This is a genomic window from Aureimonas sp. D3, from assembly GCF_001463805.1.
GTDB classification, from domain to species: domain Bacteria; phylum Pseudomonadota; class Alphaproteobacteria; order Rhizobiales; family Rhizobiaceae; genus Aureimonas; species Aureimonas ureilytica_A.
Map to the genome: position 1 here is coordinate 1 of NZ_BBWM01000073.1, position 20,092 is coordinate 20,092.

Consider the following 20,092-nt stretch of genomic DNA (forward strand, 5'->3'; position numbering starts at 1 on the left):
AGACCCTGATGGACCCCAGGCGGCGCGGGAGTGTCGCAATGCTACGGCGCGCCTCCGAGACGACGGGATCGTTCTCCATAATCCATTAATTTGGTATATTATTTGTCCCACAGGCCGCTCGGCACGGTCTAATCTGTGGCCATCCGCATGGTTCAAAATCGGGATGCCGCCATGTCTCTGACTTCCTTGCCGACCCGCCGTCATGTGCCGGCCTCGCTCGCCTCGCTGCCGACGGACGGGCCGCAGTTGAAAGACGCCATGCGCCATCTGGCGGGTGCTGTATCCGTTGTCACGGCCGGCATCGGCGACGAGCGCACGGGGGCGACCGTCACCAGCGCGCATTCGCTTTCGGTCGAGCCGGAGACCATGGTCGTCTCGATCAATCTCTCCTCCTCGACTTGGCCGGTGATCCGCCGCTTCGGGCATTTCTGCGTCAATCTTCTGGCCGACGATCAGCAGGAGATCGCCGATCGCTTCGCCGGGCGCGGCGGCGTGAAGGGGGCCGATCGCTATCTCGGGGCGGATTGGTCCACGCTGGAAACGGGCGCGGGCGTGCTGGCTGGCGCCCTGGCTTCGGTGGATTGCGAGGTGGACGAGATTATCGAGCGCCACAGCCACGCGCTCATTCTCGGGGCGGTGCGGGGCGTGATCGTGTCCGGCGGTCAGCCGCTGGTCTATAGCCACGGCCGCTACGCCCGCGTTCATCACGGCGACTAGAGCGTTTCCGGCGAACATAGGTTCGCTAGAAACGCTCTAGGGTTTTTGTTCTCGCATTGTCCGGGCGCAAAAGCCGACTCGGCTTTCGCTGGAAATGCTCTAGGCGGGTCTCACGGCTCTTTGAACTCGCTGGGGCCTCGTTTTCTGCGACGACGCCCCTCCAAACGCTTCGAAGCCTGTCCAACGCATCCAGTTCGACGTCGCTCGAGGCGCAACGAGGAATGGCGAGCGCCATTCCCAGCGCACCCTCGTTCAACGCAAGCGCCCGTTGCCAACCGCCATCACGCTCGACCCGTCGTCCCCCGCCATCCTTTCAGGACCCCCTTCATGTCCTTCCATACGCCCGACAAGATCAACGTCCTCTGGTTCCTGCCGACCCATGGCGACAGCCGCTATCTCGGCACCAGCGAGGGCGGGCGCGCCGTCGATTTGCCGTATCTGCGCCAAGTGGCGCAGGCCGCCGACCAGCTCGGCTATTACGGGGTTCTCCTGCCGACCGGGCGCTCCTGCGAGGATAGCTGGGTGGTCGCGTCCGCGCTGGCTCCGCTCACCGAGAAGCTCCGCTTCCTTGTGGCGGTGCGCCCTGGCCTGCAATCGCCGACGCTCGCCGCGCGCATGACCGCGACGCTCGATCGCATCTCCAACGGTCGCCTGCTGATCAATGTGGTGACGGGCGGCGATCCGCAGGAGAACAAGGGCGACGGCATCTTCCTGTCGCATGCCGAACGCTATGAGGTGACGCGCGAGTTCCTGCAGATATACAAGCGCGTTCTGTCGGGCGAGACGGTGGAGCACAGCGGCAAGCACTTCACCATCGAGGATGGCCGCCTTCTCTTCCCGCCGGTCCAGTCGCCCTATCCCCCGCTTTATTTCGGCGGTTCGTCGGAGGCCGCCAACGAGGTCGCGGCCGGCGAGATCGACAAATATCTCACCTGGGGCGAGCCGCCCGCGCTCGTCGCCGAGAAGCTGGACACGGTGCGCGCTCTGGCGCGGGCGCGCGGGCGTCAGGTCTCCTTCGGCATCCGCCTTCATGTGATCGTGCGCGAAACCAACGAAAAGGCTTGGGCGGCGGCGGACGAGTTGATCAGCCGTCTCGACGATCACACGATCGCCGAGGCGCAGAAGGTCTTCGCGCGCATGGATTCGGTTGGCCAGTCCCGCATGAGCCAGTTGCATGGCGGGCGGCGCGACAAGCTGGAGGTCAGCCCCAATCTCTGGGCCGGTGTCGGGCTGGTGCGCGGCGGCGCGGGCACGGCCCTGGTGGGCGATCCCGAGACGGTGGCCGAGCGCATCGACGAATATCGCCGACTGGGCATCGATACGTTCATTCTGTCGGGCTATCCGCATCTGGAGGAAGCCTACCGCTTCGGCGAACTCGTCCTGCCGAACCTGCCGCTGGCGCACCCGGTGAAACGCGCGGGCAGCGACATCAATACGGGGCCCTTCGGCGAGTCGATCGCGGGAGACCGCCGCCCCGTCGCGCGCCTCGCCAGCCAGTCGTGACACGGCGTCCAGCCGAGCACCCGCCGGTCGTGGCGATCATCGGCGGCGGATTTTCCGGCGCGGCGCTCGCTTACCATCTGGCGCGCCGGCGGGACAGCGCGGGCGCGCGCATCATCGTCGTGGAACCGCGCGAACGGCTCGGCGCCGGCCTTGCCTATTCCAGCGCGGAGCCCAGTCACCGCATCAACGTGCCGGCCGGGCGCATGAGCCTCGACACGGCCGAGCCGGATCAGTTCGCCCGCTGGCTGGAGGGCGCGCGCCTTCTGGAAAACGGAGAGCGCGCGGCGAGCGATGTCTACGCCCAGCGCGGCCTGTTCGGCCGCTATGTCCATGAAGCGTTGACGCCGCTCGTGAGGGCAGGGCGGATCGAGCATTGTCGCGCGAGGGCCGAGCGCATCACGCGAGAAACGGACGGCCGCTTCCGCATCCAGCTGAGCGACACGGTGGAGCTGACGGCCGATATCTTGGCGCTGGCGACGACCCATCCCCTGCCGGCCGTCCCGTCGCCCTTGGCGCGTGTGGCGCAGGCGAAAGGCTTCCTCGCCGATCCCTATGATCCCGCGGCGCTGGCCGCCGTGCCCGACAAGGCGCGCGTGCTCATTGTGGGCAATGGGCTGACCTCGGCCGATATGGTCGCGACGCTCGACCGGCTCGGCCATCGCGGATCGATCGTCACGCTGTCGCGCAACGGGTTGCGCTCGCGCGGCCACGCGCCCGCGCCGGTCGAAGCGCGCGGCGATTTTACCAGCGATCCCGAAACCAGCGCCGTGTCGCTGCTCGGGCGCATCCGGCGCGAAATCGAGGCGGCGGGGCGCGAGGGCCTGTCGTGGCACGGGGTTCTCGACGCCGTTCGCTCGCAGGGGCAAGTGATCTGGCAAGGGCTGCCGGAGCCTGAGCGAGCTCGCATCGTGCGCCATCTCCGAACGATCTGGGACGTCCATCGCTTCCGCATCGCGCCCGAGGTCGAAGCCACGCTGGAGCGCTTGGAACAGGACGGCCGCCTTCGCCGGGTCGCGGCGACGTTGAACGGCGCAGAAGCAGTGGCGGATGGGTTCGACGTAAAACTGCGCCCCCGCCGCTCGGTTGAGGTCGAAACCCAGCGCTTCGACGTGATCATCAACACGACGGGTCCGGCCCATCGTTCGGTCATTGCAGCGGAGCCCGCGCGCTCGCTGCATCAGGCGGGCTTCATTACCCTCGACCGCGTCGGCCTCGGGCTTGCGACGGCATCGGATGGATCGGCCCTTGGTTCGAACGGCGAGCCGGTGGAGGGCCTTTACATCGCCGGCCCGCTGGCGCGCGGAACATTCGGCGAATTGATGGGCCTTCCGCAGGTGACCGCTTATGCGGAACATCTTTCCGAAACGCTGGCGCATGAACTCTCGCGCCGTGAATTCGCGAACCCTCATGTCGAAGCTGGTTCTCGCCGCCGGAGCGCATAAGCGCTGCGAAAAGCGCTATGAATACTTCGAGATGCAAAAGGCCTGTCGCTTCATACGGCAGGCCTTTTGCACAAGAGGCACCGCCGGCATCAGATGCGCCGGCGATCCGATCGGACTCGAACTCAGTTCAGCCCGAGCTTGCCACGCAGGGTGGAGAGTTCTTCGGCCAGGACGTTGACATTGGCGGATAGGATCTTGCGGTCGCCGTCCGTCAGCTTGTCATAGGTCTCGTAGCCATTCGCCGTGCGGTATTTGGCGAGCGTGGTGTCGACCGTGGCGAAACTGTCATCGACCTTTTTGACGAAACCGGCATCGTCCTTCGCGATCAGGGGGCGGACGAGATCGTAGATCTTCTTCGAGCCGTCGAAATTGGCTTTGAAGTCCCAGAGATCGGTGTGGCTGTAACGGTCTTCCTCGCCGGAAATCTTGGTCGCCGCCACTTCCTCCATCAGGGCGGCGGCACCGCCCACGACCTTTTCCGGTGGCAGGGCGAGGCTCGCGATCCGCTTGTCGAGATCGGTGACATCAGCCATCAGCTTGTCCGCGACCGGGCCAAGACCCTCAGTCGAGTTCTTCTCGAACAGGCCATATTCGATGCGATGGAAGCCGGTGAAGCCGGGGTCCTGCTCGCGCTTCTCATGGTCGTCCGCGCGCGAATCGATCGAGGCATCAAGATCGCTGAAGAGTTCGGCGATCGGCTCCACCGCCTCGTAGCTCATGCGCGTCGGCGCAAACAGGGACTTGGCCTTCTCCAGATCGCCCGCCTTCACCGCGTCGGTGAAGGCCTTCGTGTCCTTGGTCAGCTGCTCCAGCTTCTCCGACACGTAGATCTTGTAGTCGACGACGGGCTGCACGATGTCGAGCGGCGAGACTTTGGCAAAAGCGGGAGTCGCAAGGAGAGCGGCCAGCGCCACGCCGCGCAGGAGAAAAGACGTCATCGGTTTCAAGGTCTCCGTTAGGATTTGAGCTGGGTTGCCGCTTGAAGCAGCGAGCGGCCCAAGAAGTCCGCCTCGTCCCGCACGCCGGGCAGAGTGAAGAAATATCCGCCGCCGATCGGCTTGATGTATTCTTCCAAAGGCTCGCCATCGAGGCGAGACTGAACAGTGATGAAGCTGCGTTCGAGATCGGCCTGATAGGCGATGAACAGAAGCCCCTGGTCGAGCTGCCCGTTCTTCGTCACGCCGTTCGAATAGTTGAAGGGCCGGCGCAGCATCAGGCTCTTCTGCGTCTGCGGCGTGCGCGGATTGGCGAGGCGGATATGGGCGTCGAGCGGGGTGAGCTCGCCCTTCGGGTCCTTGGCATAGTCGGGCACGTCGTGCTCGCTCGTACCCCCACTCAGCGGCGCGCCGCTGGCCTTGTGCCGGCCGAAGATCGCCTCCTGCTCGCCCAGCGGCGTGCGGTCCCAGCGCTCCACGAAATTGCGGATGATGCGCACCGCCTGATAGGTGCCATCGTGCGCCCATCCGGGCTCGTCATCGTCCTCGCCCACCCAGACGACGCGGTTCATCACGTCGCCATCGTGCGAGTTCGGATTGGCCGAGCCGTCGCGAAAGCCGAGAAAGTTTCGCGCGCTTTCATGTACGCCCTTGGGGCTCGGCGGCAGGATCGGCAGGGTGCCCTCCTGCTTCCAGCGCACCAGAAGCAGGTCGGGGAGGGTCTTGATGAGATCGCGCAGGGCGTGGATCGTGGCGTCCGGCGTGTTGGCGCAAATCTGCACGGTGAGATCGCCATGGCAGAGATCGGCCACCAGCGCGTCGTTCTTGAACTGCGTCATGCGCTGGAGACGGCGGGGCTTGGCCGGCGTCAGCCAAGGCCGGTCATCGAAGAAGGACGAGCCGAGCGACAGGGTCATAGTGAGATTGTCGGGTGGCACGACCGGGCCCAGAATGCCGGAATCGGCCGGCGGCAGCTTGGGGTCGAGTTCGGGCACCGGACCGCCCGCCATCAAAAAGCGAAACCGCTCCGTCAGGCCGCGCAGGAGACGCTCGACATCCTCCGGGTTCTGCGCCAGCGTGTCGAAGGACACGACCATGCCGGCTGCCGGCCGAGGCGTGACGATGCCGCTCTGATGTCGACCGTGAAAGGGCTGCGCTTCGCGCGCTGTGTCGCTCTGCGGCGCTTCCGCGACCTGATTGTCCTGCGTGTCGCGGCTCTGGCTCGCGGCATGGGCGGGGTGGAACGTGGCGGCAGCGGCCGCGCCTCCCGCCAGCCCGGCCAGAAGCCGACGCCGGTTGGTGACGAACCCGTTCTCGACTGGCTTTTCCCGATCCATCATACGTTGTCCTGACCAAACCCAACCTTTTCGTTGAGCGTTTCCATCGTTTGTTCGAGGGCGTTGACCCCGTCCGACAGGGCGGTCTTCTGCGTCTGCGGCAGAGCGTCGAAAGCGGGATCGCCGCCCGGCTTTCGCAGCGCCGAAAGCTGACCCTCCACAGCGGCAAGCTTGGCCTCCACAGCGGCAAGGGGCGCGGGCGCGGCCTCGCCGGCGACCGGCTTCAGAAGCGCGATGATCTTCGCGACGCCCGCCAGCCGCGCTTCGATGTCGGCCAGATCCGTTCCGGCATAAAGTTCGGTCCCGCCCGTGGACAGGGCATCGGCCATCACACGCAGGGCGCGCGCGGCCCCATCGCCCATATCCTCCGGCATCAGCCGCAAAGCGCGCAGCCGGCCGCGCAGCGCCTCGACATCGGCCAGCAGCTTCGCCGAGACCGGCGCGAGACCATCCAGACTCTGAGCGGCGAAGAGCCCATGCTCCAGCTTGTGAAAGCCGGTGAAGCCCGGGTCCTTCTCACGCCCGGCGAGATAGGCTGGCAGCGGATCGATCGCGTTGGCGAGATCTGACAGATGAGGCATGACCGGGGTGAGCGTGTCGTAGGGGGCACGCGCAGGCGCATAGAGCGCGCGCGCCTTTTCGAGATCGCCGGCCTGGATGGCGTCGTTCAGTGCGCCGACTTCGCGCACCAGCTTGTTGGACTGGAGCGCCAGATAAACCTGATATTCCGCAAGCGGACCGATGAAGGCGGTCAGTGCTGGACGCTCGGCTTCACCATCCTGACCCGCCTGCGAGGGCGAGACGATCAGCTTGCCGCGTGGGTTGGAGAGGAGGCCGCAGGTGATCTCATATTCGCCGGGGCGAAGCTTGGCACCGAGCGTCTGCGACAGGCCGGGCGCGATATTCTCACGCTCTTCCAGCACCATCACGCCATCGAGAATTTCCCATTCCACGGCGCGATCCGTCTGGTTCACGATGCGAAAGGTCGATCGGCCTTCGGGAACGCGCAACTCGCCGGGCTCGCATCGGTTGTCGCGTAAGGTGACGGTGATCGCCCCGCTGCCCGACGCGCGGCCCGCCGCGACATTCGAGGCATAGGCAAAGGCTCCCAGCCCCGCCAGCATCAGAAGCCCGGACCCTGCCGCGCCCCACTTGAGAAGGCGGTTCGAACCGACGGACCGAGGGGACGGCGCGCTCATCGCACGTTTCCCGCGCGGCGAAGCATCGACGGCCCGGCGGCGGGCCGGGGCGTCGCCGGCTTCAGGAACAGCGGCAGGGTCACCACGAGATAGGCGACATAGGCCAGAAGCTCACCGATCGTCGGGTCCGCCATATAGCCGAACAGACCGGACAAGACGCTTCCCACCAACCCATCGGTCGGCAAAACCGGGCTGAGATCGAAGGCGACGGTTTGAAGGTGGTTCCAGAGCCCGGCTTCATGAAGATGGCGCAAGGCACCCGCGAGAAGCCCGGCCGCGACGAAGAGAATGAACACACCCGTCCAGCGGAAGAAGCGCCCGAGATCCAGTCGGACGCCGCCGATATAAATGCCGTATCCCAGGAGCGCCGAGACGAAGAGCCCCAGCAAGGCGCCGAGCGGGCCCGACGCGCCAGGGCTCTGCTGGAAAATCGCCAGGAGGAAGAACACCGACTCCAGGCCTTCGCGCGCCACGGCGAAGAAGACGAGCCCGACCAGCGCCAGACCCTTGCCGCGCGAACCCGACAGGGCCGCGTCGATCGAGCCTTGCAGCTCGGCTTTCAGCGAGCGCGCCGCGCGGCGCATCCAGAGCACCATGGATGTCAGGATAATGACGGCGACGAAGCCGACGCCGGACTCGAACAATTCCTGCGTGCGTTGCGGAAATTCCGCGCTCGCCAACTGCAGCCCCGCGCCCGTGAAGAGCGCCAGCGCGACGGCCAGAAAAATTCCGATCCACACGGCCGGCATCCAGTCGCCGCGACCGCTTCGAGATAGATAGCCGGCTACGATTCCGACGATCAGGGCAGCTTCAAGCCCCTCGCGGAGCATGATGAGAAACGGGACGAGCATGGCTGGAACCCGGTGAATTCGAGGACATCTCGGGCTGAGCCCGCCCGACCTCCTTAATCCTTCACGAAAGTGTCAGCAATAACTATGTTCTGGAACCGTTCCAAGTTTGCCCGGCGGTTGTCGGGGTCCGCAATGCGACCAACCCGAGCGATCTCGGGCTTTCATCCGCCATGGATCAGCCGGCGGGACGATTGGTTGTGGTCTTCGATCCAGACCAGCAAATCGCCGAGCGGCATGGGTTTGGCCAAGAGATAGCCCTGGAAGTCGTTGCAGCCGACCGCCTTCAGGAAACGCAGTTGCGTCACGGTCTCGACGCCCTCCGCCACGCACTGCATCCGCATCGATTCGCAGAAGGCGATGATGGCGGACAGGATTTCCCGTCCCTTTCCGTCCTTGGCGCCCGCCATGAAGCTGCGATCGATCTTCACCTTGTCGATCGGTAATTGGCGGAGATAGCTCAGGCTCGACTGGCCCGTGCCGAAATCGTCGAGCGCGATCTGAATCCCCAGCGAATGCAGCAATCGCACCGAGGCCTCGGCTGCCTCGAAATCGCGCAGCACCGCCGTTTCGGTCAGCTCGACGATCAGGCGCGAGGGGACGATCTTGGAGCGCCGCACGAGCGACATGATGCTCAGCACCGTTTCGCGATTGGTGATGTCATGCGCCGACAGGTTGAAGGACAGCCTGATGTCGGCGGGAAGCTGATCGAGGCAGGCGAGGGCTTTGCCCAGAAGCGTCAGCGTCAGGCGATGGATCATCCCGGCCCGCTCGGCCGATGGAATGAAGACATCGGGTCCGACCCGCCCCAGATGCGGGCTGGTCCAGCGCGCCAGCGCCTCCACGGCTTTGAGGGATTCGGTGGCGATGCAGGCGATGGGCTGGAGATGAACCTCCATCTCCGCTTCGAGATCGGCCAGTTGAAGGGCTGCTTCCACCGCGCGCTCCGAGCGGATGCGCCTCTCATGCTCTGGCGAATACAGAATGGCGAAGCCACGCCGCTGATTCTTGGCGGTGTAGAGCGCGTAGTCGGCGCCATCATAGAGGGCGCGAGAATTGCCCTCCACATCGCGCCTCATGGCCAGCCCGCAGGACGCGCCGATGGAAACGATGATGTCGCCCAGATGAAATGGCTGAGACAGGCTTTCGCAGGCGCGGGTGGCGACGAAAAGCGCGTGCTCGGGGCTTCCCTCGACCACGAAGGCGAACTCGTCCCCGCCCAGACGCGCCACCATCCCATGCGTTTCGAACACGATTTGCAGGCGCTGGCCGACCGCCTCCAATATCTGGTCTCCCAAAAGATGGCCGAACGTGTCGTTCGCCGCCTTGAAGCGATCGAGATCGATCACGCCGACGGCCAGATCCTGGTCCGAATTTCGGCAGCGCGCGATACGCGCGTCCGCTTCCGCGAAGAAAAGCCGCCGGTTTGGCAGACCGGTCAGCATGTCGGTATGAGCCAGCTTGGTGATTTCGCCGTTCAGCCGCTCAGTTTCCGCCTGGGTTCGGATCAGTTTTCGGAACCCGTCGAAACTGTTCAATAGAACCCGGATCAGCACCACCGTGACGAGAAAGATGTTGATGCCGATCGCGGTATAAACCGCATCGTTCCCCGACGAGTAGAAGATGAGATAAGGCAGCGTGACGATGGCCGTGACGCCCAAGGCCGCCTGCGGAAGATGCATCAAACAGAAGATGCAGCCGATCACCGTGATGGCGATGAAGATGGCGACATGGGCCTCCTGCCGGACATCTCCGTAGCGCCCCAGTTCCAGCGACCATGCGATATAGGTCATCGCCAGAAGGCACGCCAAAATCGTCGTTCGGCGCAGGGCGCGGATCGCTTCGGCCCCATCGATGACCTGTCGATGCGGACGCACCCAGCTCGCCAGCCGCACCATGCAGACGAAAACCAGCGCCATCGGCACCCAGACGGTCATCCAGACAGGCGCAATAGCGTAATGCGTGTAGGAAACGATCAGCGCATTCACGGTGAGCAGAGCGTAGAGAAGCGGAATTTGCCGCCGAAGCTCCTTCAGCTGGGCCGAAGCGAGAGCCGGGTCCACGGATCGAAGGGTCAACCAATCCCCGAAGGATTTCAACACCATCACTTGGCTTCCACTTGGTCCGACGGACTTGGCGTCCAAAGCCCGAGCCGTTCGAGGTTCGCCCTCGTTCGGCATCGGGCGCCAACGCTCCCTTGCGTCGCCAACCCTAGTTTGGATTCACGAATTTCCCGTTCACGGACGGGTGACGTAGCGGAAAATCCGTAGCGGACTGACATGTTTGCGAAACCGGCCGGCACCATCGCCGACCGTTTGCCGCTGTGGCGGCGGGCGCGACCCGCATTGCCCCGATGCCGGACACTCGCTAGTCTGTGATCGAAACAAGCGATCAAGGGGCCGTCGCGGGAGCAGCGCGCCAGCATCGCCGTCTTGGGTCGCCGACGCTCACAGGCGTTCGATGGGTATGAACGCCCCCGCCACAGCGCTCAGTTCCCGACCGTGAACCCATCGCAGGCCCGTCCATGCAGATCCGCCATCTCCGCTATTTCGTGACGCTGGCGCGGGTCGGGCATTTCCGGCGCGCCGCCGAAAGCTGCGGCGTGTCGCAACCCACGCTCTCGGCCGGCATCGGCTCGCTGGAGACGACGATGGGTGTGGAGCTCGTGCGGCGGGACCGACGCTTCGTCGGCCTGACGGAGGAGGGCGAGGCCGCGCTGCCCTGGGCGCAGCAGATGCTTCATGACTTCGACAGCCTGCTGCGGGCGGCCGGGCGGCCCGGCATCGGGCTGACGGGGCGTGTTCGGCTCGGCGTCATCCCCGCCGCCATGCCGGCGGTCGGCGCCATCGCCCCGGTGCTCGCGGCCGAGCATCCCGAATTGCAGCTGGTCGTCCTGTCCATGACCTCGCGCGAGATCGAGCGCGCGCTTCACGCACACGACATCGAAGGCGGCATCACCTATCTCGATAACGAACCCTTGTCGGGCGTGATCAGCTGGACCTTCTACGAGGAACATTATCGCTTCGCGACCCCCGCGAAAGGCCCCTTTGCGGGCCGCACGTCCATCACCTGGGCGGAAGCTGCCGCAGCGCCGCTCTGCCTCCTGACACGAGATATGCAGAACCGGCGCATTCTCGACGCGCAGATGGAGCGCGTCGGCATGGAGCCGCGCCCGCGCGCCACGGCCAATTCCTACGCCGCGCTTTTGTCGTTTGTGGGCATGGGCGAGTTGTCCTCGATCCTGCCCCATCCCCAGGCGGGAACCGCCGCGCGCGATCCGAGCATCCTGATCCTGCCCTTCGACGACCCGTCGCCGCCGCAGGCCGTCGGTCTCGTCGTGCTCGATCGTCATCCCATGTCGCCGCTGACGCGGGCCGTTCTCACCTGCGTGCGGTCGGTGGAATTCCGCAAGCGGATCGAGTCCCTTCGAAACTCGGATGAACCGGTCTCGTGATAGATTTCCTCTATCATTGATTGATCCATCCAGATTTGACTCGTTCCAAATTTCCCTCAACCCTCACGGGATAAGAAGGGGCGCGGTGTGATCACCGTAAGCCTCGCAATTGGGGGAAGAGATGAGTTCAACGACCCAAGCCGCCCGCCCGCCTGGAACGGGCTTTCTCGACCGGGAAAACACGGTCGCGAAAGCCGGATTCAACCGCTGGCTGATCCCGCCCTGCGCGCTCGCCATCCATCTGTGCATCGGCATGGCCTATGGCTTCTCGGTGTTCTGGCTGCCCTTGTCGCGCGCCATCGGCGTCAGCCAAGCCGTCGCCTGCGAGGGCATGACGCTCGGCTCCGCCCTGTTCACGACAACGTGCGACTGGCGCGTGTCGGACCTTCTCTGGATGTACACGCTCTTCTTCGTCGTGCTCGGCGCCTCCGCCGCCATCTGGGGCGGTTGGCTGGAGCGGGCGGGTCCGCGCAAAGCGGGCCTCGTAGCTGCCCTCTGCTGGTGCGGCGGCATGGTGATCTCGGCCCTTGGCATCTATGTGCACCAGCTCTGGCTGATGTGGCTGGGCTCCGGCATTATCGGCGGCGTCGGGCTTGGCCTCGGCTATATCTCGCCCGTCTCGACCCTCATCAAATGGTTTCCCGACCGGCGCGGCATGGCGACCGGCATGGCCATCATGGGCTTTGGCGGCGGCGCGATGATCGGCTCGCCGCTCGCCGACATGCTGATGCGCCATTTCGCGACCGCCCAGGGGGTCGGCGTCTGGCAGACGTTCCTGGTGCTCGCGGCCGGCTACTTCGTCTTCATGGTGGCCGGCGCGCTCGGTTACCGCGTACCCCCTGAGAATTGGCGTCCGGCAGGGTGGACACCGCCGGCGGCCACCGGCAACCGCATGATCGCGACCGGCGACGTGCACCTCAAGGACGCGCACAAGACCCCGCAGTTCTGGCTGATCTGGACCGTGCTCCTCCTCAACGTGACGGCTTCGATCGGCCTGATCGGCGTCGCCTCGCCCATGCTGCAGGAAATCTTCGGCGGCCGGTTGATCGGCGCGGACGGCGTCGCCTTCCTGAACTTCACCCCCGAGCAGCGCACGGCCGCGGCCGCCGTCGGCGCCGGCTTCGTCGGCCTTGTCTCGCTGTTCAATATCGGCGGGCGCTTCTTCTGGGCGTCCTTCTCCGACAAGCTCGGCCGCAAGACCATGTATGCGGTGATCCTGGCGCTCGGCATCGCGCTCTATGCCGCGCTGATCCCCTTCGCAGCGTCAAGCCGCCTGCTGTTCGTCTTCGTCGCGTCCTTCTGCGTGATCGCCTCCATGTATGGCGGCGGCTTCGCCACCGTGCCGGCCTATCTCGCCGACGTCTTCGGCACCAAGTTCGTCGGCGCGATCCACGGACGCCTCCTGACGGCTTGGTCGCTGGCAGGCATCTTCGGCGGTCTCATCACCGGCAATATCCGCGATGCGCGGATCGCCTCCGGCGTGCCGCGCGAGGCGGTCTATCAGCCGATCTTCTTCACCATGGCGGCGCTTCTGGCGGTGGGCTTCGTGGCCAACCTCCTGGTGCGGCCGGTGGCGGAGAAATGGCAGATGCGCCAGGAGGCCAAGGGCGGGGCCAAGCCGAAGCTTGCGACCGTCTCTTCGACCGCTGCGGCAAGCGTCGGCGGCGACTACGGCATCGGACGCGGCGGCGTCAGCGGCCCGGCCGTGATCGCCTGGCTGGCCGTTGGCCTGCCGCTTCTCTGGGGCGTCTACATCACGCTCATGAAGGCGACAGCCCTCTTCTAATCTCAATTCAGGCCGGCGCGCTTCCGCTGCGCCGGCCTTCCATTCTTTCGGGAGACCTTCATGCTCGATTCCGCACGGCGCTCCGCACCCTTCGACCGCGAACGGCTCGATGAGATCATCGCCGCGCATCAGAACCGGGCCGGCGCGCTCCTGCCGATCCTTCACGACATTCAGGGCGAGTTCGGCATGGTGGACGACGCCACCGTTCCCGTAATCGCCGAGGCGCTGAACCTGTCGCGCGCGGACGTGCACGGCGTTCTCACCTTCTACCACGACTTCCGCCGCCAGCCGGCCGGGCGTACCGTGGTCAAGATCTGTGCCGCCGAAGCCTGTCAGGCGGCGGGCGGGCGCCGGTTGCAGGCGGCTGCCGAACGGCTTCTGGGCGTGCCGATGGACGCAACCACCGGCGACGGCGCGGCGACGCTGGAGCCGGTCTATTGCCTCGGCCTTTGCTCCGTCGCGCCCGCCGCCATGGTGGACGGCAAGCTCCACGGCCGCTTGAGCGAAGACCGACTGACCACCATTATCGAGGAGGCGATCCGATGAGCGCGCCCATCCGCATCTTCGCGCCGCGCGACGCGGCCGCCGTCGCCGTCGGGGCAGACGAAGTCGCCGCCGCCTTTGCCGCATCCGGGCACGCGCTGGAGATCGTGCGCACGGGCTCGCGTGGGATGCACTGGCTGGAGCCGCTGGTCGAAGTCGAGACACCGAACGGGCGTATCGGCTACGGCCCCGTCACCACAGGTGACGTCGTCTCGCTTCTCGCCACCGGGTTTCTGGACGGCGGCGCGCATCCGCTCCGCATCGGGCGGCCGGAAGAGCACCCGTTCCTGGCGCGCCAAACCCGCTCCACCATGGCGCTCTGCGGTGTGGTCGATCCGCGCTCGGAAAGCGATTATGCTTCGCATGGCGGCTGGCGCGGCCTGAAGGCCGCCCTTGGCATGGACGCCGAGGCGCGCGTCAAGACGGTCTCGGCGTCGGGCCTTCGCGGGCGCGGCGGCGCGGGCTTCCCGACCGGCATCAAGTGGGACACGGTGCGCCGCGCTGTGGCGGACCAGAAATATATCGTCTGCAACGCCGACGAGGGGGATTCCGGCACCTTCGCCGACCGGATGACCATGGAAGGCGATCCGTTCCGGCTGGTCGAGGGCATGACGATTGCCGGAGTCTCGGTCGGCGCGACCTATGGCTATATCTATATCCGCTCCGAATATCCGCACGCGATCGAGGCGATGGAACAGGCCATCCTCGGCGCGCGGCGCGCCGGGTGGCTGGGCGCATCGGTGGGCGGTTCCGGCCTCGCCTTCGACATGGAAGTGCGCGTCGGCGCGGGGGCCTATGTCTGCGGCGAGGAAACCTCGCTTCTGAACTCCATCGAGGGCAGGCGCGGCATCGTGCGCGCCAAGCCTCCGCTGCCCGCGCTCAAGGGCCTGTTCGGCAAGCCGACGGTCGTCAACAACGTCCTGTCCCTCGCCGCCGTGCCTGCGATCTTCGCCGAAGGCCCGGAAGCCTATGAGCGGCTCGGCCTCGGGCGCTCGCGCGGCACCATGCCCGTGCAACTCGCCGGCAACGTGAAATATGGCGGCCTGGTCGAGGTGCCCTTCGGCATCACACTCGGCGAGCTCGTCAACGAGATCGGCGGCGGCACGGCCTCGGGCCGGCCGGTGCGCGCGGTGCAGGTCGGCGGCCCGCTCGGCGCCTACTTTCCGCCTTCGCTCTTCGACACGCCCTTCGACTACGAGGAATTCACCAAGCGCGACGGCCTCATCGGCCATGGCGGCATCACCGTCTTCGACGACACGGTGGACATGGCCCATATGGCGCGCTTCGCCATGGAGTTCTGCGCGGCGGAAAGCTGCGGCAAGTGCACGCCCTGCCGCATCGGTGCGGTACGGGGCGTCGAGACCGTGGACCGCATCCTCGCCAAACGCGAGGCCCGCCAGCCGGTCGGTGCCGAACTCACGCTCCTCGCCGATCTCTGCGACACGATGAAGTTCGGCTCGCTCTGTGCGCTCGGCGGTTTCACGCCCTATCCCGTCACCAGCGCCATGACCCATTTCCCCGAAGATTTCGACCTCGACGCTCAGCCCCTTCCGGCCGGGCTCCAGGCGGCGGAATAAGGAGGACGTCCCCATGTCTCTCGTTCCCGAAACCGACTACGGCACGCCCGCCCGTCACGCCGACAAACAGGTAACGCTGACCATCGACGGCGAGACGATCTCCGTCCCCATCGGCACGAGCTTGATGCGCGCGGCGGCCGAGATGGGCACCAAGATCCCCAAGCTCTGCGCGACGGACTCGCTCGAGCCCTTCGGCTCCTGCCGCATGTGCCTCGTCGAGGTCGAAGGCATGCGCGGCACGCCGGCCTCCTGCACGACGCTTGTGGCCGAGGGCATGGTGGTGAAGACGCAGACCGACCGGCTGGCGAAGCTGCGCCGGGGCGTGATGGAGCTTTACATCTCCGACCACCCACTGGACTGCCTGACCTGCTCTGCCAATGGCGACTGCGAATTGCAGGACACGGCCGGGGAAGTCGGCCTTCGCGAGGTCCGATACGGCCAGCATGGCGAAAACCATGTTCACGCTCACGAGCATGGGGCCCCGAACCCGCTCTTCATGGAGAAGGATCTCTCCAACCCCTATTTCCAGTATGACCCGTCGAAATGCATCGTCTGCTCGCGCTGCGTGCGGGCCTGCGAGGAGGTGCAGGGCACCTTCGCGCTGACGATCGCCGGCCGAGGATTCGACAGCCGCGTGTCGCCCAGCCAGGGTCAGGACTTCTTCTCCTCCGAATGCGTCTCCTGCGGCGCCTGCGTGCAGGCTTGCCCGACCGCGACACTGATGGAGAAGTCGGTCGTCGCAATGGGCGTGCCGGAGCACTCGAAGGTCACGACCTGCGCCTATTGCGGCGTCGGCTGCTCGTTCAAGGCCGAGATGCGCGGCGAGGAACTGGTGCGCATGGTGCCATGGAAGGACGGCAAGGCCAACCACGGGCATAGCTGCGTCAAGGGCCGCTTCGCCTATGGCTACGCCAACCATCGCGAACGCATCACCTCGCCGATGATCCGCGCCTCGACGTCCGAGCCCTGGCGCGAAGTCTCATGGGAGGAGGCGATTGCTCACACGGCCTCCGAGTTCCGCCGCATCCAGGCGAAATACGGACGCAATTCCGTGGGCGGCATCACCTCGTCCCGCTGCACGAACGAAGAGACCTTCCTCGTCCAGAAGCTGATCCGCGCGGGCTTTGGCAACAACAATGTCGACACCTGCGCCCGCGTCTGCCACTCGCCGACCGGCTACGGCCTGAAGACGACGCTCGGCACCTCGGCGGGCACGCAGGACTTCGATTCCGTCGAGGAAGCCGACGTCATCCTCGTGATCGGCGCCAACCCGACCGACGGCCACCCGGTCTTCGCCAGCCGCATGAAGAAGCGCCTGCGCGAGGGTGCCGAACTCATCGTCATCGATCCGCGCCGCATCGACCTCGTGAAGACGCCCCATGTCGAGGCCGCGCACCATCTGCCGCTGCGCCCCGGCACCAACGTCGCCGTGCTCACCGCCATGGCGCATGTGATTGTGACCGAAGGGCTGGTGGACGAAGCTTACGTGCGCGAGCGCTGCGACCTGGAGGCATTCCAGGCCTGGGCCGAGTTCGTGTCGGACGCTTCGCGCTCGCCCGAAGCGACGGAGCCGATGACGCGCGTGCCGGCCGACGATCTTCGCGCCGCCGCCCGCCTCTACGCCACCGGCGGTCGCGCCGCGATCTACTACGGTCTCGGCGTGACGGAGCACTCCCAAGGCTCCACCACCGTCATGGCGATCGCGAACCTTGCCATGGCCACCGGCAATATCGGCGTGCGGGGCGCGGGCGTGAACCCGCTGCGCGGCCAGAACAACGTGCAGGGCGCCTGCGACATGGGCTCCTTCCCGCACGAACTGTCGGGCTATCGCCACGTGTCGGACGATACGGCGCGCGCGCTGTTCGAGACCATGTGGGGTGTCGAGCTGGACGACGAGCCGGGGATGCGCATTCCCAACATGCTGGACGCCGCCGTCGAGGGCGAGTTCAAGGGCATCTACATCCAGGGCGAGGACATCCTCCAGTCCGATCCCAACACGCGCCACGTCACGGCCGGCCTCGCGGCCATGGAATGCGTGGTTGTGCAGGACCTGTTCCTGAACGAGACGGCCGTTCATGCCCATGTCTTCCTGCCGGGCTCGACCTTCCTCGAAAAGGACGGCACCTTCACCAACGCCGAGCGCCGCATCCAGCGCGTGCGCCGCGTGATGAAGCCGAAAAACGGCTATGCTGACTGGGAGATCACGCAGCTCCTCGCCAACGCGCTCGGCTTCCCGATGAACTACGCGCACCCGAGCGAGATCATGGACGAGATCGCGGCGCTCACCCCGACCTTCGCGGGCGTGTCCTACAAGCGATTGGAGACGGAAAGCCTCCAGTGGCCCGTCACCGACAAGGCTCCGCTCGGCACGCCGCTCATGCACATGGAAGGCTTCGTGCGCGGCAAGGGCCTCTTCGTCGTCACCGAATATGTGCCGACCGACGAGAAGGTCGGCCCGCGCTTCCCGCTGCTGCTCACCACCGGCCGCATCCTGTCGCAGTACAATGTCGGCGCGCAGACGCGGCGCACCGACAACGTGATGTGGCATGAGGAGGATCTATTGGAGATCCACCCGCATGACGCCGAAGAGCGTGGCATTCGCGAGGGGGCCTTCGTCAAGGTCGCGAGCCGGGCAGGCGACACCACCCTGCGCGCGAAGATCACGACCCGCGTCGCGCCGGGCGTCGTCTACACGACCTTCCACCATCCGCTGACGCAAGCGAATGTCGTGACGACGGACTATTCCGACTGGGCCACCAACTGCCCGGAATACAAGGTGACGGCGGTGCAGGTCTCGCCCTCCAACGGGCCTTCGGACTGGCAGGAGAGCTACAACACCTTCGCCACCACCTCGCGCCGCGTCGCCCAGGCGGAGCCTGCCGAATGAGCGCTGCGGAGGAAAAGCATGGCGGCGAGGCCGAGCGCCTCGTCATCATGGTCAATCAGGTCGCACAGTTCTTCGAAAGCCAGGCGCACGAACCGGGCGTTCTGGGGATCGCCGATCATGTGGCGGCCTTCTGGACGCCGCGGATGCGTGACATGATCTTCCGGCATCTGGACGCGGGTGGCCAAGGCCTGCGCCCGCTCGCCCGCGAAGGTCTGGAATCCTTGCGCGCCCGCCCGCCCAAAGCCGCGCGCAAGAAACTGGAAGCCGCCGGCGGTATCTCCGTCGGCACCATGCCGGGCGCGGACGCCGGCTGACGGCGCAAAGCCTCAAGCCTCTGAGCTTAGAAGAAAGCCCCCGCCGAAGTCCTTCGGCGGGGGCTTTCTCGTTGTGGGGAGGCAGCCTTCGCTCAGGCTGCCTCGCGTTCTCAAAGCTGCTTCAGCAATTCGTCGATCGAGGCCTTGGCATCGCCATAGAGCATCCGCGTGTTGTCCTTGTAGAAGAGCGGATTCTCGATGCCGGAATAGCCCGTGCCCTGGCCCCGCTTGGACACGAAAACCTGCTTGGCCTTCCACACCTCGATGACGGGCATTCCGGCGATCGGCGAGTTCGGGTCTTCCTCGGCCGCCGGGTTCACGATGTCGTTCGAGCCCACCACGATCGCGACATCCGTGGACGGAAAGTCCTCGTTGATCTCGTCCATTTCCAGAACGATGTCGTAGGGCACCTTGGCCTCGGCGAGCAGCACGTTCATATGGCCCGGCAGACGGCCCGCGACCGGGTGGATGGCGAAGCGCACAGTCTTGCCCTTGGCGCGCAGCCGGCGCGTCAGCTCGGAGATCGAGCCTTGGGCCTGCGCCACCGCCATGCCGTAGCCGGGCACGATGATGATGGAATCGGCTTCGTCCAGGGCCTGCGCGACGCCGTCGACCGAGATCGCCACCTGCTCGCCGGTGATTTCCTGCGCCGGCCCCGTCGTTCCGCCCCAGCCGCCGAGGATGACCGAGACGAAGTTCCGGTTCATGGCGCGGCACATGATGTAGGACAGGATCGCGCCGGACGAGCCGACGAGCGCGCCGGTGACGATCAGGAGATCGTTCGACAGGGTGAAGCCGATGGCCGCCGCCGCCCAGCCGGAATAGGAGTTCAGCATGGAGACGACCACGGGCATGTCCGCCCCGCCGATCGCCATGATGAGATGCCAGCCGAGCGCGCCGGCGAGGATCGCGACGAGGATCAGCGTCCAGATACCGGCCCCGTTGAAGTAGAGAAGGCCGAGCAGGAGCGCGAGCGCGAGGCCCGCAAGGTTGATCGCATGGCGGTTCGGCAGAACCAGCGCCTTGGAGTTGAGGCGTCCCGACAGCTTGCCATAGGCGACCACCGAGCCGGTGAAGGTCAGCGCGCCGATGAAGACGCCCAGAAACACCTCGACCCGCATGATGGTGAGTTCCACCGGCGTCTTGTGCGCGAGCGTCGCGGCAAAGCCGGACAGCGCCTCCACCGCGCCGCTCGCGTGAGCGGCGGCGACCCGGCTCGCCTCGATATCGGCGTTGAAGCCGATGAAGACGGCGGCGAGCCCGACGAAGGAGTGAAGCGCGGCGACGAGTTCGGGCATCTGCGTCATCTGCACGCGGCCCGCAAGCACGCCGCCCGCCACCGCGCCAATGCCGATCATCGGCAGGATCAGCCAATGGCCGGAGACGCCCGGCCCGAAGATCGTGGCGACGATGGCGAGCGCCATGCCGGAAATGCCGTACCAGACGGCGCGCTTCGCGCTTTCCTGGTTGGACAGACCGCCCAGCGAGAGAATGAAAAGAATGGCCGCGACGATATAGGCCGCGCCGACAAGTCCTTGGCTCATGGATGC

General features: G+C 65.9%; 15 protein-coding genes. 9 read left to right on the plus strand and 6 right to left on the minus strand.

The genetic code is table 11. From position 1 onward, the window contains the following. The first annotated feature begins 171 nt into the window (after positions 1–171). The 3 genes from AUL36_RS21620 to AUL36_RS21630 all read left to right on the plus strand — a co-directional run bounded on the left by AUL36_RS21620 (position 172) and on the right by AUL36_RS21630 (position 3,662). Positions 172–717, plus strand: a complete 546-nt coding sequence (locus AUL36_RS21620; RefSeq protein WP_062224150.1) for a flavin reductase family protein — start codon at positions 172–174, stop codon at positions 715–717. Positions 718–1,044: 327 nt separating this feature from the next. After that, positions 1,045–2,220, plus strand: a complete 1,176-nt coding sequence (ssuD, locus tag AUL36_RS21625) for an FMNH2-dependent alkanesulfonate monooxygenase (protein ID WP_062224152.1) — start codon at positions 1,045–1,047, stop codon at positions 2,218–2,220. Beyond that, positions 2,217–3,662, plus strand: coding sequence for an FAD/NAD(P)-binding protein (locus tag AUL36_RS21630; protein ID WP_062224154.1), 1,446 nt, complete (start codon positions 2,217–2,219; stop codon positions 3,660–3,662). Before ssuD ends, AUL36_RS21630 begins: the two co-directional genes overlap by 4 nt. A 122-nt stretch (positions 3,663–3,784) precedes the next feature. Here the strand turns inward: AUL36_RS21630 and efeO (AUL36_RS21635) are convergent, their stop codons facing one another. From efeO (AUL36_RS21635) to AUL36_RS21655, 5 genes are all read right to left on the minus strand, one after another. Beyond that, a complete protein-coding gene (gene efeO / locus AUL36_RS21635; RefSeq protein ID WP_062224156.1) occupies positions 3,785–4,600 on the minus strand; it encodes an iron uptake system protein EfeO in 816 nt (271 codons plus the stop codon). Positions 4,601–4,617: 17 nt separating this feature from the next. Then, positions 4,618–5,937, minus strand: a complete 1,320-nt coding sequence (gene efeB / locus AUL36_RS21640; protein WP_062224157.1) for an iron uptake transporter deferrochelatase/peroxidase subunit — start codon at positions 5,935–5,937, stop codon at positions 4,618–4,620. Then, positions 5,934–7,133: an iron uptake system protein EfeO gene (gene efeO, locus AUL36_RS21645; protein ID WP_062224159.1), complete on the minus strand. Its 1,200-nt coding sequence runs from the start codon at positions 7,131–7,133 to the stop codon at positions 5,934–5,936. Before efeO (AUL36_RS21645) ends, efeB begins: the two co-directional genes overlap by 4 nt. Beyond that, a complete protein-coding gene (efeU, locus tag AUL36_RS21650; RefSeq protein ID WP_062224161.1) occupies positions 7,130–7,984 on the minus strand; it encodes an iron uptake transporter permease EfeU in 855 nt (284 codons plus the stop codon). Before efeU ends, efeO (AUL36_RS21645) begins: the two co-directional genes overlap by 4 nt. A 161-nt stretch (positions 7,985–8,145) precedes the next feature. Then, complete coding sequence (locus AUL36_RS21655) at positions 8,146–10,059, minus strand: putative bifunctional diguanylate cyclase/phosphodiesterase (protein ID WP_062224205.1); 1,914 nt, start codon at positions 10,057–10,059, stop codon at positions 8,146–8,148. A gap of 446 nt (positions 10,060–10,505) precedes the next feature. On the opposite strand from AUL36_RS21655, the gene AUL36_RS21660 reads away from it, so the two are divergent. From AUL36_RS21660 to AUL36_RS21685, 6 genes are all read left to right on the plus strand, one after another. Then, a complete protein-coding gene (locus AUL36_RS21660; protein WP_062224163.1) occupies positions 10,506–11,435 on the plus strand; it encodes a LysR family transcriptional regulator in 930 nt (309 codons plus the stop codon). A 121-nt stretch (positions 11,436–11,556) separates the two neighbouring features. Further along, the gene (locus AUL36_RS21665; protein WP_062224165.1) at positions 11,557–13,221 is read left to right on the plus strand and encodes an OFA family MFS transporter; all 1,665 of its coding nucleotides are present in this window, start codon (positions 11,557–11,559) and stop codon (positions 13,219–13,221) included. Between the two features lie 60 nt (positions 13,222–13,281). Then, positions 13,282–13,767: a formate dehydrogenase subunit gamma gene (locus AUL36_RS21670; protein WP_062224167.1), complete on the plus strand. Its 486-nt coding sequence runs from the start codon at positions 13,282–13,284 to the stop codon at positions 13,765–13,767. Next, entirely contained in the window at positions 13,764–15,341 is a 1,578-nt protein-coding gene (locus AUL36_RS21675) for a formate dehydrogenase beta subunit (protein ID WP_062224169.1), read from the plus strand. The genes AUL36_RS21670 and AUL36_RS21675 overlap by 4 nt, the downstream gene beginning before the upstream one ends. Positions 15,342–15,354: 13 nt before the next feature. After that, entirely contained in the window at positions 15,355–18,228 is a 2,874-nt protein-coding gene (gene fdhF, locus AUL36_RS21680; RefSeq protein ID WP_062224171.1) for a formate dehydrogenase subunit alpha, read from the plus strand. After that, entirely contained in the window at positions 18,225–18,542 is a 318-nt protein-coding gene (locus tag AUL36_RS21685) for a formate dehydrogenase subunit delta (RefSeq protein WP_082656005.1), read from the plus strand. The genes fdhF and AUL36_RS21685 overlap by 4 nt, the downstream gene beginning before the upstream one ends. Positions 18,543–18,652: 110 nt before the next feature. Here AUL36_RS21685 and AUL36_RS21690 read toward each other — a convergent pair whose 3' ends face one another. Next, the gene (locus AUL36_RS21690) at positions 18,653–20,086 is read right to left on the minus strand and encodes an NAD(P)(+) transhydrogenase (Re/Si-specific) subunit beta (RefSeq protein WP_062224173.1); all 1,434 of its coding nucleotides are present in this window, start codon (positions 20,084–20,086) and stop codon (positions 18,653–18,655) included. Positions 20,087–20,092 lie beyond the last annotated feature (6 nt).

Excerpts from the sequence above, each read along its gene's own strand:
- efeO (WP_062224156.1), bottom strand. The coding sequence starts at position 4,600 with ATGACGTCTTTTCTCCTGCGCGGCGTGGCGCTGGCCGCTCTCCTTGCG.
- efeO (WP_062224159.1), bottom strand. The coding sequence starts at position 7,133 with ATGAGCGCGCCGTCCCCTCGGTCCGTCGGTTCGAACCGCCTTCTCAAG.
- ssuD (WP_062224152.1), top strand. The coding sequence starts at position 1,045 with ATGTCCTTCCATACGCCCGACAAGATCAACGTCCTCTGGTTCCTGCCG.
- AUL36_RS21660 (WP_062224163.1), top strand. The coding sequence starts at position 10,506 with ATGCAGATCCGCCATCTCCGCTATTTCGTGACGCTGGCGCGGGTCGGG.
- AUL36_RS21620 (WP_062224150.1), top strand. The coding sequence starts at position 172 with ATGTCTCTGACTTCCTTGCCGACCCGCCGTCATGTGCCGGCCTCGCTC.
- efeB (WP_062224157.1), bottom strand. The coding sequence starts at position 5,937 with ATGATGGATCGGGAAAAGCCAGTCGAGAACGGGTTCGTCACCAACCGG.
- AUL36_RS21675 (WP_062224169.1), top strand. The coding sequence starts at position 13,764 with ATGAGCGCGCCCATCCGCATCTTCGCGCCGCGCGACGCGGCCGCCGTC.
- AUL36_RS21670 (WP_062224167.1), top strand. The coding sequence starts at position 13,282 with ATGCTCGATTCCGCACGGCGCTCCGCACCCTTCGACCGCGAACGGCTC.
- AUL36_RS21685 (WP_082656005.1), top strand. The coding sequence starts at position 18,225 with ATGAGCGCTGCGGAGGAAAAGCATGGCGGCGAGGCCGAGCGCCTCGTC.
- AUL36_RS21665 (WP_062224165.1), top strand. The coding sequence starts at position 11,557 with ATGAGTTCAACGACCCAAGCCGCCCGCCCGCCTGGAACGGGCTTTCTC.
- fdhF (WP_062224171.1), top strand. The coding sequence starts at position 15,355 with ATGTCTCTCGTTCCCGAAACCGACTACGGCACGCCCGCCCGTCACGCC.
- efeU (WP_062224161.1), bottom strand. The coding sequence starts at position 7,984 with ATGCTCGTCCCGTTTCTCATCATGCTCCGCGAGGGGCTTGAAGCTGCC.
- AUL36_RS21690 (WP_062224173.1), bottom strand. The coding sequence starts at position 20,086 with ATGAGCCAAGGACTTGTCGGCGCGGCCTATATCGTCGCGGCCATTCTT.